Raw genomic sequence first — 15,737 nt, forward strand, 5'->3', positions numbered from 1 at the left:
TGTTTGGAGAAGCGACATTATGGTTATTCGTTATCTTCGTTGTCATCGTTATCCTCGCCATTATTGGATTCCTCAGAGTCATCTTTCTTTGGTTTTTTAACCTTCAATCCGTAGCTAATGTTTCGAATGTGTTTCATGGAAAAACGTACCACTTCATCGTTTACGATCAGTGAAGCATAGTGTTTGTTAGCATCACTTAGCACGCCTTCTAATGACTCTGATCCGCCGCGGTTAATCTTAACCCATTGAAATCTAATACTTTCTAAAAGTTTGTGAAAGTTATCAGCCGTCTTAAAATCTAATTTTCCCGGGACCTTTAAGCCGAAATTCAGTATGTCTTTTGAACTTTCTGTAACACTTCTGACATGGTTCGTCTTGTAATATACCACACCGTCGCTTTCAGTTAACAGGACAAAATAGTCTTCAAATACAGCAAGTAATTTTCCGATTCTAGATTCTGGACCACCCCGGTCAACCCTGATTGTTTTACCAACAAGTTGATCCATCATTTCTCTATCCATAAAAGAATTTTCCTCCTTTTATTTAAATAAACATTTACACTGCATCTATATGTATCACGGGGTGATGTTGTACTATTAAAGTAGCCTTTTTTCATAGTTTGGGTGAAAAATAGGCAAAAAAAAGTATATGATATTTAACCATATACATGTTCGTCTATAGGAGCTTCATCATTTGTTGTTTCAGAAAGGCACTTCTTTTTTGGATAAAATTCATTATGAATTCCTTTTCCTGATCTAGTGTCTCTACACTTGTTTTAATAAACGGATCCAGGTGAAGGAATGGCTTTAATGTTTGAAACAGTTCGTTGATAATCCCTGATTGTGTTTCAACAGTAAAATCGTTATCTAAGATGGAGGTGAGAATATCATGATATTTCTTTTTAAAATGCGGAAAATGAAGCAATCTTCCCGTCAAGGTATTATAGCCGGTTATAGGCACAAAGTCATAGTCGAGTGGTTTTCCATGCAGATCTCTGCCCCAGGTCCCATCATAATCCCATGGTGTGATTTCATAAAGTCCCGTTTCATCGTTTTGGTAAAGGGCGTAATTATGGATAAAACCGTCAAAATTATGCGTACAAACCGCGCATGCCAGCCACGTCAAATATTGATTGACATCAAACATCTGTGTAATTTGGTCTTCAAACTCCTCATTGCCAAGGGTGTTTGTCATGGCAATCAAGTTTTCTAAGTTGGATAAGTCTTTTTCTTCTCCATATTTGATCCTGTATCCCTCGTCCAATTTTGTTTTTAATTCTTTTTCTGGGTTTAGTAAGGAGAAGTTTGCGTGATAATTGGTGGCGTAAATGATCGGGCCCTTCGGCAATTTTCTTTTTTGTAAAAGATATTGATCGAAGGATTCGAGCTCTAAGTAAATTCCTTTACAAAAACCATTTATATATAGAAGGATATGTGTCGAGTGGGGGGAGATTACACCGATTCTGTCAAAGAAATCAAGGGAGAGCTTATTCCGACTAAGTGAAACATCATTAAATTCGGCATTCAGATGAATTTCATGGGCTCCATTAACGGTATAGGGTTTGTGAAAAATGATATTATAGGATTTCTTTTTCTTTTTCCTAATTATATTACCACGATATGCAAGACCGATTGAATATTGGTTTGTTCCAATTTTAAGTACTGCAGGGACATGCTCATTCATCCAGATGTCCTTATCCAGCTGGTTTAACATCTTTGGATTGATAAAAATCTCATATTTTTGCACTGTAAATACCCCTATAAATACATATTTTTTAGAATACTATGCGCTACGTATTGCATTGGTGCAGTATATGGGCATTTGGTTAATTATAAAAAAATAAATGTATGTCTATAACCCTTTCCACTTCTTCTCCATAAATTAACAATGAGCATAAAACTTTGTGAAAGTGGTGGGGAAGGAAAATGAGGATGGTAATGGAAGAATTGTTATTACAAGCACAGGAAAACGGGGTAATAGAATTTTTAATAAATAATCCCGTCGAATTCAAATTAGGAAAAAAAGGCAGCAAAGGAAAAAAGGGCAAAAAGGGAAGTAAGGGCTCAAAAGGAAGCATGGGCTCCAAGGGTAGCAGTGGTTCAAAGGGCAGTAAAGGGTCAAAAGGCAGTAGCGGTTCCAAAGGAAGCATAGGCAGCCAAGGATCATACGGCAGTAAAGGCAGTCATGATTATAAATGGTCTAAGGGCATCAAGGGTTCAAAAGGCAGGAAAGGCAGTCACGGTTCAAAAGGACCACATCATTGACCGCTAGAAAAAAAAAGAAAGCCAGGTCCAAAAGGATCTCATGGGTCTAAAGGATCTCATGGTTCTAAGGGCAGCAAAGGCAGCCACGGATCAAAGGGAGACAAATAGACCAAAGATATGACAGGGATAAAAGCGATTATATAAGCTTTGATGATCGTATAAACTAATTGTATAAACTAAATGACCGATACTTAATCAGTATCGGTTTCATTATTTTAAGAGAAATGAAGCCAGTCTCCGGAAAAAAACGAGAAAATATGTACATATACCTATGAAATGTACTTGGTGACATGTCCCTATTTTGAAAAACATAGGCAGGAATCTATTATTATTGGCTCGCTCATCCTTCCAATCGGAACACTGGCAACGCTTATCTAGATGCATATTCTGAAGAAAAATAAAATAAAAATTATCTGGGTAGAATACATGAAAGTAACCCTCCTTGTCATTCCGCCAACATTGATTTTTACCTTAATTAGCTTGTACCTATGGCTATTACTCGTGTTTGTACCCTATAAAATGAATCAGATAGGATCCATCCATGATGGATCCTTTTATTTACTTGGATTTTTGCATAAGTATAGGTACAATTTAAGACATGGTTGTTTTTTTATAACTAAATTATTCAGATTGGGGAAGGAACAATGATTGCGAAAACAGAAGAGGATTTTAACGGCTTAAAGGAAATTGGAAAAATTTGCGCATCAATTCGCGATGAATTGGTTCAAAGAACGAAACCCGGTATAACTACGAAAGAACTGGATGATATAGCTGAAGAACTTTTTGAAAAAGCTGGTGCCGTTTCTGCGCCAAAAGGGGAATACAATTTCCCAGGGTATTCTTGCATTAGTGTTAATGAAGAAGTAGCTCATGGCATTCCTGGTAATCGCGTTATTCAGGAAGGGGACCTCGTTAATATCGATGTTTCCGGCTCTAAAAACGGCTATTTCGCAGATACAGGTATTTCAATCGTAGTAGGCAAGGGAGAAGAGATCTTAACGAAAATTTGCGAAGTTGCCAAAGAAGCTTTTGAAGCAGGGCTAAAAAAAGCAAATCCAGGTTCAAGAATCAATGGCATGGGTAAAGTTGTCCACCAAACTGCGAAAAAGCATGGATTAACCGTAATTATGAACCTGACAGGACATGGTATTGGACGAACGATTCATGAAGCACCTTCGTATATTTATAATTATAACGAAACCTCGGACAATGGATTGTTAAAGGAAGGGATGGTCATCGCCTTCGAACCATTTATCTCAACCGAGGAAGAGGAAGTTTTTCAGCCTGAAGGCGATGAATGGACCTTTGTTACCGAAAAAAGCTTTGTAGCACAATACGAACACACCCTGATTGTCACTAAAAACGGTCCCATCATTTTAACACAATAGTTTTCCTTTAAAGGGAAATTAAAAATTGGCGATGGAGTTCGCCATAATCGTCTTAATAACTAAAGGCTCCTACCAGTGGTTTGTTTTTAACTGGTAGGAGTCTTTTTTTTATCAGTAGGGGCCGGGTTTCTTGGTTATCCTATATCATAAACAAACTATTAGGAATATGATGTGATTTAATTGTGAAGAAAATGTGAAAGTCACATTAATAGACTTTTTTTGAAATGGCTAGTATTTTACACACACATTTAAAAGAAAAGGGAGTACAGTTAATTATTGAAAATGGTGTGCAATCATTTGCTGATCATGGGAAGAAAGTTATCCTTTCAGATGGAACAGAAATCGAAACAGATATGACGATTCTCTCCATCGGTGTCAGACCGGAAAATGAATTGGCCAAGACAGCGGGACTTGAGTTAGGAGAGCGTGGTGGGATTGTGGTTAATGAGTACCTGCAAACGTCCAATGGGGATATTTATGCTGTAGGGGATGCAGTGGAAGTTGTCGATTACATTAGTGGGACAAAGGCTATGATTCCGCTGGCTGGACCTGCAAACCGTCAAGGTCGCATGGCTGCCAATAACATGATGGGTAAAAAGGAGAAATATCAAGGAACTTTGGGTACTTCTATTGCCAAGGTATTTGATTTAGCGGTCGCTGCCACAGGAAACAATGAGAAAACATTAAAGCGTCTAGGCGTTTCCTATGAAGTCGTGCATATTCACCCAAGTTCACATGCAGGTTATTACCCAGGTGCAGCTCCAATTGCCTTAAAATTAATTTTTAATAAGGAAACAGGAAAGATTTACGGCGCACAAGCGGTAGGAGCCGATGGTGTTGATAAGCGAATTGATGTGATTGCTACAGCCATTAAGGGTGAACTGACCGTAGAGGATTTAACCCATTTAGAATTATCTTATGCACCACCTTATTCATCTGCAAAAGATCCTGTAAATATGGCAGGCTATGTGGCAACGAATATCCTCGAATGTGAATTGGAACATATTCAATGGCACGAGGTAGACAAAATAGTTGCTGACGGAGGACTCTTGCTTGATGTACGCGAACCAATGGAACGCGAATTTGGATTTATAGAAGGCTCATTAAATATTTCGCTAAATGATCTTAGAAATAATTTAGCTGAGATTCCAAAAAATCAGACCATTTATGTCAGCTGTCAGGTGGGCTTAAGAGGCTATTTGGCCAGCCGTATTCTAAAAAACAACGGATATCACGTGAAGAATGTTGACGGCGGATGGAAAACGTATTCCTCTGTATTTGGGAGCAATATTGTGAAAAATGTCGAAACTAAAACAAATGACCCCATCACAAAATAAGTGATGGGTTGGTCCATGAGTAAATATGGAGAAAAATCAAACTATAACAAAGAATGTAAACAAAAATTATGCAGTTGACTTTATACCTCAGTGGGTATATTATAAAACCTGTCAATGTGATTCCTTTAATCGCTAGATTTTTTTAAAATAATATTGCTAATTGAGATTAATTTATATAAACGGATGTTAGAGGAGGGTAAAAACATGGACTATAATGACCAAATGAAAAATAGGGTAAAACGGATTGAAGGTCAATTAAGAGGGATTTTAAAAATGATGGAAGAAAATAAGGACTGCAAAGAAGTGATTACCCAGTTGTCTGCAGCGAGAACGGCCATTGATCGAACTATTGGGGTTGTTGTAAGCTCCAATTTAGTGGAATGTGTTCAAAAAGCGAATGAACAAGGTGAAAAAAGCATGGAAGAATTGGTAAAAGAGGCAGTTAATCTTCTAGTTAAAAGCCGCTAGGACGCTAGAACTGGACAATTCTCAAAGCTGAAATTTATACTTGCTTATCTCTAAAAAAAGGGTTGACGCCCTCTTTTATTTTTAATATCATTATACCCATAGGGGTAATGGTAAAAACGAAATTGGAGGAATGAAAGAATGAATATAGCAAAAGTATTAGATGCAAAAGGGTTAGCTTGTCCGATGCCAATAGTCAAAACAAAGAAAGCATTGAATGGACTTGAATCAGGTCAAGTTTTAGAAATTCATACAACGGATAAAGGTGCAAAAAATGATATGGCAGCATGGGCAAAATCAGGTGGACATGAGTTAGTAAAACACGAAGAAGAAAATGAAATTTTAAAATTTTGGATTAAAAAGGGATAATTTTTTAAACAAAACAATACCCATACAAGTATATGTATAACAAATTTAAGGGGAGAACAACATGACAGAAAAGAAAAAGACAACAATTGTATTATTTAGTGGGGATTACGATAAAGCGATGGCAGCTTATATTATTGCAAATGGTGCTGCTGCATATGATCATGAAATAACTATTTTTCACACCTTTTGGGGATTAAATGCCCTTCGAAAAGAAGAGATTATTTCAGTCAAAAAAGGATTTATGGAAAAGATGTTTGGAAAAATGATGCCTAGAGGCGCGGATAAAATGGGACTTTCCAAAATGAATTTTGCCGGATTCGGTCCTAAAATGATCAAAGACATTATGAAAAAGCATAATGTGATGCCATTGCCGCAATTGATTGAAATGGCTCAGGAACAGGATATAAAGCTAGTCGCCTGTACGATGACAATGGATTTATTAGGCCTCAAACAAGAAGAACTTTTAGATCAAATTGAATATGCTGGAGTTGCAGCTATTTAGCGGATGCCCAGGATGGGAATGTTAACCTATTTATTTAGTTCATTAAAAGGAGGAAAAAACGATGAGAAAAATTTTGGCAAAAGAAGTTGAGAAGCTAGTAAATGAAGGAAAGAAATTAAATATCATTGATGTTCGTGAAGTGGATGAAGTAAGGGCCGGAAAAATTCCAGGTGCGCTGAATATCCCTTTAGGATTAGTTGAGTTTCGCATGCATGAATTAGATAAATCAAAAGATTATCTAATGGTTTGCCGTTCTGGCGGAAGAAGTGGTCGTGCAGCACAATTTCTTGAAAGCTATGGATTTAAGGTAATCAACATGGATGGTGGAATGCTTGACTGGAAAGGTAAAGTGGAATAAATTTTTTTAAGGCAAATAATACCCATCTAGGTATAAAATCAGGAGGTCTACGATGAACAACTTAAAAGTAAACGAAGTTTTAGATGCGAAAGGATTAGCTTGTCCCATGCCTATTGTGAAAACAAAAAAAGCTATGAATGCTCTTGAGGCTGGGCAAGTGTTGGAAGTTGCAGCGACAGATAAAGGATCCAAAGCAGATATGAAAGCATGGGCTGAAAGTACCGGGCATCAATTTTTAGGGACCATTGAAGAAGGGGATGTATTAAAGCATTATCTTAGAAAATCCTCTAATGATGAAACCAATGAAAAAAAGTACCCTAATTTCACCAATAACGAGGTTCTGGAAAGTAAACTTGAGGCTAATGAAAACATCGTGGTTCTTGATGTTAGAGAAGCGGCAGAATATGCCTTTCACCATATTCCAAACGCAATCTCTATCCCTTTAGGTGAATTGGATGAGCGTTTATCTGAATTAAAGAAAGAAGATGAAATTTTTGTCGTTTGCCGTTCAGGAAATCGCAGTGATCTTGCGGCTCAAAAATTAGTGAAAAATGGTTTTACTCATGTAATTAATGTTGTACCTGGTATGAGTCATTGGACTGGTAAAACAACAGGAATTTAACTTTATTTTTTTAAATAAAACAATACCATAGGGGGTAATTACAATAATGACTATTCACGAAATGACTTCAAAAGAGATAACGAAAAAAGTTTTTAATAAAGAAGAGCTATTTATTCTAGATGTCCGTAATGAAAGTGATTTTCAAGATTGGAAAATCGAAGGGGAAAACTTAAACTATTTAAATGTTCCTTATTTTGATTTACTAGATGGTGTGGAAGAAATCATCGATAAACTCCCTACTAATGAAGAGATATTAGTGGTTTGTGCAAAAGAAGGTTCTTCTATTATGGTGGCAGAGATGCTTTCTGAAGAAGGTTTATCAGTTTCTTACCTAAAGGGTGGGATGAAAGCATGGAGCGAACATTTAGAACCGGTTAAAGTTGGCGACCTTCAGGGTGGAGGCGAGATTTTTCAGTTTGTCCGAATTGGTAAAGGCTGTTTATCTTACATGGTAGTTTCCAATGGGGAAGCGGCGTTAATTGATGCCACACGGATGACGGATATCTATCTTGATTTTGCCAAAAGCCATGATGCAAAAATTACCCATGTCTTTGATACACACCTACATGCGGATCATATTTCCGGAGGACGCATAATCGCTGAAAAAACGGGTGCCACCTACTGGCTGCCTCCTAAAGATGCAACAGAAGTAACATTTGCTTATCAGCCATTAGAAGATGGTAATGGGGTAACCATCGGCAATACTACGATCAATATTGACGCCTTATATTCACCGGGGCATACGATTGGATCAACTTCATTTGTAGTCGATAAAAAGTACTTACTTTCAGGAGATATTTTATTCATTGATTCAATCGGCAGACCAGACCTCGCAGGGATGGCTGAAGATTGGGTGGGAGATTTACGGGAAACTCTATATAATCGTTACAAAGAATTATCAGAAGAGCTCATTGTGCTTCCCGCTCATTTTATGATCATTGACGAATTAAATGATGATGGCAGTGTTTCAGAAAAATTAGGCACGTTGTTTGCTCTAAATCATGGTCTAAATATAGAAGATGAAAATGAATTTAGAAAACTGGTAACCGAAAACCTACCACCGCAGCCAAACGCCTATCAGGAAATCCGTGAAACAAATATGGGGAAAATCAATCCAGACATCGACCAACAACGTGAAATGGAAATCGGCCCAAACCGTTGTGCTGTTAGGTAAATAATTTGGAGGAGGGTTTACAACCATGCAATATTTAAACTATCTTATCATTGCACTATTTCTTTTCTTTATCGTCAAGCGCTTCTTGCCAACAAAAGGTGTTACGAATATTTCAACAACAGACTTAAAAACAGTATTAAATGACAAGAATAAGCAATTTGTAGATGTCCGCACACCTGGAGAGTTTAAAGGAAACCATATAAGGGGCTTCAAAAATATACCCCTCCATCAACTTGCGCAGAAAGCAGAGAAGGGACTGTCAAAGGATAAAGAAGTGATAGTAATTTGTCAAAGTGGGATGAGAAGTCAAAAGGCAAGTAAGGTGCTGAAAAATTTAGGGTTTTCAAACGTAACGAATGTCAGAGGCGGCATGAGCGCTTGGAACTAAATGAGCTGAAAGGTATATGAAAAAGGAGGATGAGAACAATGGATATTAGCTTTATCATTACAATCTTCCTAATTGGTTTTGCAGGCTCCTTTATTTCGGGAATGTTGGGAATAGGAGGCGCAATTATCAACTTCCCAATGTTGTTATACATTCCGGTTTTACTTGGTGTTGGTCATTTTACAGCACATGAAGTTTCCGGAATCACAGCCATTCAAGTCTTTTTTTCAACAATTGGTGGGGTGTTGGTCTACCGTAAAGGTGGATTTTTAAATAAAAAACTCATTGCCTACATGGGAATAAGTATTTTGCTTGGTAGTTTTATTGGGGGATTCGGCTCCACACACATACCCGAAACTGGAATCAATATTGTATATGGAGTTTTGGCATTAATTGCTGTCGTCATGATGTTTGTCCCAAGAAAAGGAATCGATGATATTCCACTCGAACAAGTGAAATTTAACAAGTGGCTGGCAGCGCTATTTGCCTTCATTGTAGGGATTGGAGCAGGGATTGTAGGTGCGGGAGGAGCATTCCTGTTAGTACCAATTATGCTTACTGTGTTAAAAATACCAACAAGAATGACGATTGCCTCCTCCTTGGCGATTACCCTTATCTCATCGATTGGAGCAGTTTCGGGAAAGATCTCAACGGGACAAGTGGCAATCCTGCCTTCGCTTATCATGGTTGTCGCCAGTTTAATTGCTTCACCTATTGGAGCGAATGTTGGCAAAAAGCTTAACACGAAAGTTTTACAAGTCGTTATGGGCATATTTATCTTAGTAACTGCCGTGAAAACATGGATGGAAATCTTATAAGCTTAAAAGGAGGGATTTGCGCATGAATCAATGGAACGAACGTTTTCAAGCTGAGAAATATGTTTATGGTACAGAACCGAATGTATTTTTATCCGAAATGCAAAAAAAGCTGCAATTAACCGGGGGCGTATTAGCCATTGCAGAAGGTGAGGGCCGGAATGCTGTTTTTTTAGCTGAACAAGGAATGAATGTTACGACATGGGATTATGCGGAATCAGGACTAAAAAAAACAAAAAGGCTTGCGGATGAACGTGGAGTAACGGTAAAAACAAAACTAGTTGATTTAAATGAAGCAGAGTGGGAGAAGGACCAGTGGGATGAAATTGTATGCATTTTTGGACATTTTTCAACTCAATTACGTAAAAAAACTCTTCATGGAGTGAAAGAAGCTGTAAAACCTGGTGGTTATTTTGTTACAGAGGTATATTCTCACAATCAAATTCCGTATAAAAGTGGGGGACCAAAGGACTTGGATTTTTTATATGCCCCTGAAGAGGTTATCCAAACATTTCATAATTGGCGTATTGTTCACTTTTTTATGGGTGAGGTTATTCGTAATGAAGGTGAACTTCATAATGGATTGGCTCATGTTATCCAATTTGTAGGTCAAAAACCTGCCATGTAAAATGTTTTTCCTATACCTAAGGATTGTTAAGCGACTGTTTCGATGATTTCAAGAGGGGTTTGGTCGCTTAGAACCTCGATTAGCGACCATCAAACCTTGAAATACTAAAAAAAACACACTGTGATTTCTAATGTGAAATACAGTGTGTTGTCCATTTTGATTTGTTTGTTTGCACCTCATAAGTGAACATGTTATAAAGGTTAGCGGTCTTTCTTACTGTAATCCCAATATCTGATACTATCTGTCTTTCCTGTCGGTTCACTTTTTATCACATTTCCATCTTTGTCTTTATATACCTCATATTCCTCGTACGTTTCAACAATATAACCATCGACTCTTTCTGTTTTTTCCAACTTTTCCTCCAATTCCGGAACATCACTTGATGGCTCAACCTCAACAGACTGGGCCATGACCGGCTGGTCGGCGGTGTAGGCATATTTGTTATTCAAAAATGAGTAGGGTGAATCAAGATAGGCGGCAAAACCTAAGAATACCAATAGGAAGGTAACACTTGTGACAGTTTTAAATTTCATACACTTGGGCTCCTTTTAATCAAAATACATCCTGTACCCATTCTATGCATGTCCTATCTCGCCATATGCCTTCAAGTTTAATTTTGAATCGTTGGTGCTTTAGACGTATTCAAAAGCGGCCGGAAAACGACAAATAATAGAAAAGCAACGATCGTGATTATAGCACCTGAAATATAAGGAAGACCTACCGCCATTGAAAACAGCCAACCTCCTAGTGGCGGGCCGATAATGCGACCTAAAGAATCAAAGGATGATAAAAGTCCTGTTGAACTCCCATGGCCGGCAGTAGACGTCTTTGTTAGCAGGGAAGAGACACTTGGCCGGATCACACCATTGCCGAGCCCAAAAATTGTTAAATAAATGGCTGCCGTCGTAAAATTATGTACCAGCAAGATCAAACCGAAACCAATGGCAGAAACAATCATTCCTCCTTGAATGACCGAACTTTCCCCGTACTTTTTGGTTAATCTGCCGACCAAGCCACCTTGGACCATCGCACTGCCAAAACCCATAATCATGAAAATGTAGCCAAGCTGGATCGCGTCCAAACCTGCCTTTTTAGCGGCAAAATAAGCAAAGGTTGCCTCTAAACCGGAAAGAGATAATGAAATTAATAATTGGACGAAAAATAGCACGGATACGGCACCTGTAAAGGCATTCCAGATGGATGTTTTTTCCTTTGAGGCACGATTATTTTTCTGTTTTGATTCCTTTAAAAGGATAAATACAAGGATCAAGGTGATAAAGGATGATCCACTTGCAAGATAAAACGGCGTACTTAAGCTAATTTTTGAAAAAATACCGCCAATGGCCGGACCAAACACAAATCCTAATCCTGTAGCAGCGCCAACAATCCCCATGCCTTTGCCGCGATTTTCCTCTGTGGTAATATCGGCAACATAGGCCATGGCTGTTGGCATATTGGCGGATGAAAGAATCCCCCCGAGAATTCTTGCGGCAAACAGCATCCATAGCTCAGTTGACATGGCTTGGATCAAGAAAGAAAGACCAAGACCAGCAATTCCAATCATCATTACTGGCTTACGACCGATTCGGTCGGAAACCTGGCCCCACATCGGTGCAAAAATAAGCTGCATAAGCGAATAAACGGCCATTAACAGACCAAGTTCTGTAGGATTAGCGCCAATTTCCTCGGCGTAAAAAGGTAAAACCGGAATTATGATCCCGAAACCAACCATAACCAAAAACATAACCACAAATAAAATCGGTAAAGCTGTCTTTGTTTGCAACAGATTCTCACTCCCTAGATGATTCGAAAAATCATTTCATTCTTATTATAGGATAATGGAAATAGAGGTTCTAATCAATTTTTTCCTAGCATGCAATATATGACTAATTTTGGGGTCGTCTTCCACAATCATTACTTTATACATCTCATTCACCGCCGAGTTTTTAATCTTGTAAAAATTATTATACAATTAAATGGAAAAATCATCAGTTTAATAGGAAAGCAATTAAAAAAACTATGGCAAAGTTTTTCAACGCGCCATAGTTTTTTAACATTATCGTACTGCTTTCCTCGTACTTTCCGAAGCAAAGTCAGAAATGATGACTAGGAACATGTAGCATAAGAGGAGCAGGGTAATTTGTGTGTAATTAAAAAAGCTCATTGCCAGCTTGAAGTCCATTCCCAGCCCGCCGGCGCCCACGAAACCAACCACAATCGTTGTCCTCATAATCACTTCCCAGCGATAGAGGATATAGGTGAGAAATCTCGGTAAAACAGTGGGCAGGATGCCATAGAACAGGGTTTCTATTTTTGAAGCTCCCGAGGCAGCTAAATTTCTGATCGGACGGGAGTCCATGTCTTCGATCACTTCGGCCCAAAGCTTACCTAATATCCCGAAATTATGAAGGGCAAGAGCGATTGCTCCGGGTAAAAGCCCCGGTTTGAAAATAAAAATAATCATCATTGCCCAGACAAGCTCTGGAACAGATCTTGAAAATATATAAAAAATCCGGACAATTCCATAAAGAAACCAATTGTACCATTTTCTAGAACCGGTTAATTTTCCATTGGCGATATTCCGTGCTGCCGGCATTACCGTAAAGAAAGCGGCAATGGTCGCAAAACCAATGGCCATAATACTCATTTCAAGCGTTTCAAGGGTAAGTTTTAAGGCAGCCTGCCAATTGTCCCAGTCAAGGAATGCCGGCTGATCACTTCCTAAGCCAATTAGTCCGCCAAAGAATCCCTTTGCTGCCGCGCTATTTTTAGCAGAGAATAGCTCAAAGAATTGGGCATTTTCACCAAGATTGATGTAGATCCAGGACGCAAGTGTCAGGAGCATTGTGAAAAGCACAGATCTCCATCCGGAACTAAATCCGCTTTGTTTTGTTCGCTCCGTTAAGGCTTTGCGTACAAAATTACTCCAAACATCAACAAAGATAACAAGACCAATAAGAAAAAAGACAAACGCCCAAACTCGGTCATATCTTAAGTCCTGAAGCGAGAGTTGAATTTGGTATCCAAGCCCGCCAAGGCCGATAAAGCTCATAATCGCGGAGGAACGAATCGCACATTCAAACCGGTACATGGTATAGCTGATCATATCGGCCCAAACTAATGGGAGAAAACCATAGATAAGGGTTTGTAATTTTGACGCACCAGCTGATTTTAAAGCCTTAATCGGCTCCTCCGAAACATCATTCAGCATATCCGCAAAAATTCGGCCAAGGATACCGCCGTAGGGGATTGCAAGCGCAAAAATTGCCGCATAGGGTGAAAGTCCGATGGCCGCTACAAAAAGCCATGCCCATATTAGTTCATGAATGGATCGGGTAAACCCTAATATTCCTCTGAAAAACACCTTAGATAGGATCCTTGAAGTATTATTGGAGGTTAATACACCTGATGCAAGGATTCCAACGATAAAGGCATATATAATTGCAAGCGACATCCCGGCAACCGCGTAGGCAAGTGTAATCCAGGCCGATTCAAATCCAAGTAATAAGACATCAGGGGTTAAGTCAGGGTGAATAAGACCTTCTAAGATTTGCAATAGGGTAGGAATCCCGCCGGAGTGGAATAGATCTGTATTCCATTTGATTGAGAAAAGACTCCAGATGAAAACAGCCATCAACAGTAAAGTAAGGATGAAACGATTATGCAAACGAACGACAGAAATTAGTTTCATACCTTATCACCGTTTTTAAGTTGATAAAGTTCAGCTAATAGGTCATCTGATACTTTTTCTGTTGGCAAATCAAAGAATATTTCACCATTTTTCATCGATATGATTCGGGTAAAGTACTTTCTGGCATATTCAACAGAATGCAAGCTTGTGATTAATGTCTGCTTTTCTTCGGTCACGATTTTCGTCAGCATCGCCAGAATATCATCGGCTCTTACCGGATCAAGGGAGGCAACCGGTTCATCCGCCAAAATCACTTCGGGCTTTTGCACCATTAACCTTGCCATGGCAACACGCTGCTGCTCGCCACCCGATAGGTTTGAGGTGATTTCATATGCCTTACCATGAAGTCCGACCCGCTCTAATGCTTTTAAGGCAAGTCCTTTTTCTTGTGGAACGAGTAAAGAAAAGAGGGATTTAACCGTCCCCCAATCAGAAAGTTTTCCTGCTAACACATTATGAATGACGGCAAGAGGGCCAATCAAATCGAATTGCTGGCGGATGACCCCAATTTTCTTGGCGAAAATTTTACCTTTTTTATAGGCAGAAAGAGGTTGTCCGTCTAGTAAAAGTTCACCGCTAGATATTGTTACAAGTCCGGCAATGGAATTAAGCAGCGTGGTTTTACCGGCGCCGCTTGGTCCAATCAATGCTACTAATTCCCCTTGTTTGACCGTAAAAGAAAGGGAAGAAAGGGCTATCTTCCGCTCAAAGTGTTTTGTTAAATTTTTTGCTTCAATCATATTTTTTGAAGACATCTATGTCTACACCTTCTACTTAATAATCTTTAATTCTTTCGCTACTTTTTCAATCTTTTTATAATTATCATTATTTGTTTCGACAAAGCTGTCAGTTTGGAATAATGCAGCAATATCTTTTTGCTCGTCAGTAATCGAAAGGAGGGCATCTTTTACTTTGTTCTTTGTGCCTTTACCATATACGTCCTCGACATTGCTGTTAATTGTCCAGTTATAATCGAAATAAGCAGGAGTCGTGTAAAAGACCTTCACTTTATTGGTATCGACTTTTCCTTCTTTTACGGCTGCCTCCCAGACTGCTTCATTTAATGCCCCAGCTTTGAACGCACCTGATTCCACTAATTTATAGGTAGCGTCATGGGAACCGGAGTAATTTGGTTTGCCGTCAAGGTCTTGATCAGGGTTTATACCTGCCTCAGTCAAGAAATAGCGTGGCATTAAATGTCCTGAGGTAGAGCTTTCACTACCAAAGGTAAAGGACTTCCCTTTTATATCTTCAAGCTTCGTGAAATTTTCTGATGTTTGGGTGATAAAGACCGAATGGAACTCGGCATCACGAGGGCGTTGGACAATCGATTCTGCTTCTGGAACAAGATTTCTTGCCTGTACACTTGTTAAGCCCCCAAACCAGGCCATATGTATTTCGCCACGTTGGAAAGCTGTGACAAGCGCTGCATAATCAACGGACGGTACAAATTCCACCTTCAACCCTGTCTTGTCACTAAGATATTTTGCAACTGCTGTCATCCCTTTATCGAGATCAGCAGCATTCTGGTCAGGAATCGCTCCAATTTTAAATACTTCTTTTGTTGTTGCCTCTTTTTTCCCTTCACTCGTTTTATCTTCTTTTTGACTGCCACAAGCGGCTAAAGAAAACACAAGTATTGCAAGGATCAGAATAGAAAACCATTTTTTCAAAATAATTCACCTCAAAAATATTTAAGTACAACGTTATTTTACAGGATTCGACTTATTATGCAACAA

The 15,737-nt window shown here is 38.9% G+C and carries 17 protein-coding genes, 2 pseudogenes and 1 riboswitch; of the genes and pseudogenes, 12 read left to right on the forward strand and 7 right to left on the reverse strand.

Annotated elements, in window-relative coordinates; translation table 11 throughout:
* Positions 1-23: 23 nt before the first annotated feature.
* Positions 24-521 carry a hypothetical protein gene (locus tag ACIQXV_RS08840; RefSeq protein ID WP_402957938.1) on the reverse strand — a complete coding sequence of 166 codons (498 nt, stop codon included), beginning with the start codon at positions 519-521 and terminating at the stop codon, positions 24-26.
* Between the two features lie 154 nt (positions 522-675).
* Complete coding sequence (locus ACIQXV_RS08845) at positions 676-1,746, reverse strand: CotH kinase family protein (RefSeq protein WP_402957940.1); 1,071 nt, start codon at positions 1,744-1,746, stop codon at positions 676-678.
* A 179-nt stretch (positions 1,747-1,925) separates the two neighbouring features.
* Between ACIQXV_RS08845 and ACIQXV_RS08850 the strand changes: the two genes are divergently transcribed.
* The 12 genes and pseudogenes from ACIQXV_RS08850 to ACIQXV_RS08905 all read left to right on the forward strand — a co-directional run bounded on the left by ACIQXV_RS08850 (position 1,926) and on the right by ACIQXV_RS08905 (position 10,307).
* On the forward strand, positions 1,926-2,264 hold the full coding sequence (locus tag ACIQXV_RS08850) for a hypothetical protein (RefSeq protein WP_402957942.1): 339 nt from the start codon (positions 1,926-1,928) through the stop codon (positions 2,262-2,264).
* Positions 2,265-2,908: 644 nt separating this feature from the next.
* Positions 2,909-3,652: a type I methionyl aminopeptidase gene (map, locus tag ACIQXV_RS08855; RefSeq protein WP_402957944.1), complete on the forward strand. Its 744-nt coding sequence runs from the start codon at positions 2,909-2,911 to the stop codon at positions 3,650-3,652.
* A gap of 18 nt (positions 3,653-3,670) precedes the next feature.
* Positions 3,671-3,731, forward strand: a riboswitch (Fluoride riboswitch).
* A 139-nt stretch (positions 3,732-3,870) separates the two neighbouring features.
* Positions 3,871-4,989, forward strand: a pseudogene (locus ACIQXV_RS08860) (FAD-dependent oxidoreductase); the annotation flags it as partial.
* 204 nt (positions 4,990-5,193) lie between these two features.
* Positions 5,194-5,457, forward strand: a complete 264-nt coding sequence (locus ACIQXV_RS08865) for a metal-sensitive transcriptional regulator (protein WP_402957946.1) — start codon at positions 5,194-5,196, stop codon at positions 5,455-5,457.
* Between the two features lie 138 nt (positions 5,458-5,595).
* Positions 5,596-5,823 (forward strand): sulfurtransferase TusA family protein, encoded by a 228-nt coding sequence (locus ACIQXV_RS08870; protein WP_402957948.1) that lies wholly within the window; start codon positions 5,596-5,598, stop codon positions 5,821-5,823.
* 61 nt (positions 5,824-5,884) lie between these two features.
* A pseudogene (locus tag ACIQXV_RS08875) lies at positions 5,885-6,363 on the forward strand (DsrE/DsrF/DrsH-like family protein).
* 23 nt (positions 6,364-6,386) lie between these two features.
* Positions 6,387-6,683 (forward strand): rhodanese-like domain-containing protein, encoded by a 297-nt coding sequence (locus ACIQXV_RS08880; protein WP_402957949.1) that lies wholly within the window; start codon positions 6,387-6,389, stop codon positions 6,681-6,683.
* A 52-nt stretch (positions 6,684-6,735) separates the two neighbouring features.
* A complete protein-coding gene (locus ACIQXV_RS08885) occupies positions 6,736-7,305 on the forward strand; it encodes a sulfurtransferase TusA family protein (protein ID WP_402957951.1) in 570 nt (189 codons plus the stop codon).
* Positions 7,306-7,351: 46 nt separating this feature from the next.
* On the forward strand, positions 7,352-8,479 hold the full coding sequence (locus ACIQXV_RS08890) for an MBL fold metallo-hydrolase (RefSeq protein ID WP_402957952.1): 1,128 nt from the start codon (positions 7,352-7,354) through the stop codon (positions 8,477-8,479).
* A gap of 25 nt (positions 8,480-8,504) precedes the next feature.
* Entirely contained in the window at positions 8,505-8,867 is a 363-nt protein-coding gene (locus ACIQXV_RS08895; protein WP_402957954.1) for a rhodanese-like domain-containing protein, read from the forward strand.
* 38 nt (positions 8,868-8,905) lie between these two features.
* A complete protein-coding gene (locus tag ACIQXV_RS08900) occupies positions 8,906-9,682 on the forward strand; it encodes a sulfite exporter TauE/SafE family protein (RefSeq protein WP_402957956.1) in 777 nt (258 codons plus the stop codon).
* Positions 9,683-9,704: 22 nt separating this feature from the next.
* A complete protein-coding gene (locus ACIQXV_RS08905) occupies positions 9,705-10,307 on the forward strand; it encodes an SAM-dependent methyltransferase (RefSeq protein ID WP_402957958.1) in 603 nt (200 codons plus the stop codon).
* A 200-nt stretch (positions 10,308-10,507) separates the two neighbouring features.
* On the opposite strand, the gene ACIQXV_RS08910 is transcribed toward ACIQXV_RS08905, so the two are convergent.
* The 5 genes from ACIQXV_RS08910 to ACIQXV_RS08930 form a co-directional block, all read right to left on the reverse strand.
* The gene (locus ACIQXV_RS08910) at positions 10,508-10,840 is read right to left on the reverse strand and encodes a hypothetical protein (RefSeq protein WP_402957960.1); all 333 of its coding nucleotides are present in this window, start codon (positions 10,838-10,840) and stop codon (positions 10,508-10,510) included.
* Between the two features lie 77 nt (positions 10,841-10,917).
* Positions 10,918-12,090, reverse strand: a complete 1,173-nt coding sequence (locus tag ACIQXV_RS08915; RefSeq protein WP_402957962.1) for an MFS transporter — start codon at positions 12,088-12,090, stop codon at positions 10,918-10,920.
* A gap of 273 nt (positions 12,091-12,363) precedes the next feature.
* On the reverse strand, positions 12,364-13,998 hold the full coding sequence (locus ACIQXV_RS08920) for a PhnE/PtxC family ABC transporter permease (protein ID WP_402957964.1): 1,635 nt from the start codon (positions 13,996-13,998) through the stop codon (positions 12,364-12,366).
* The gene (locus ACIQXV_RS08925) at positions 13,995-14,753 is read right to left on the reverse strand and encodes a phosphonate ABC transporter ATP-binding protein (protein WP_402957966.1); all 759 of its coding nucleotides are present in this window, start codon (positions 14,751-14,753) and stop codon (positions 13,995-13,997) included. The genes ACIQXV_RS08920 and ACIQXV_RS08925 overlap by 4 nt, the downstream gene beginning before the upstream one ends.
* A gap of 15 nt (positions 14,754-14,768) precedes the next feature.
* A complete protein-coding gene (locus ACIQXV_RS08930) occupies positions 14,769-15,671 on the reverse strand; it encodes a putative selenate ABC transporter substrate-binding protein (protein ID WP_402957968.1) in 903 nt (300 codons plus the stop codon).
* Positions 15,672-15,737: the final 66 nt, after the last annotated feature.

It is taken from the genome of Neobacillus sp. NPDC097160 (assembly GCF_044762155.1).
Classification (GTDB): domain Bacteria; phylum Bacillota; class Bacilli; order Bacillales; family Cytobacillaceae; genus Neobacillus.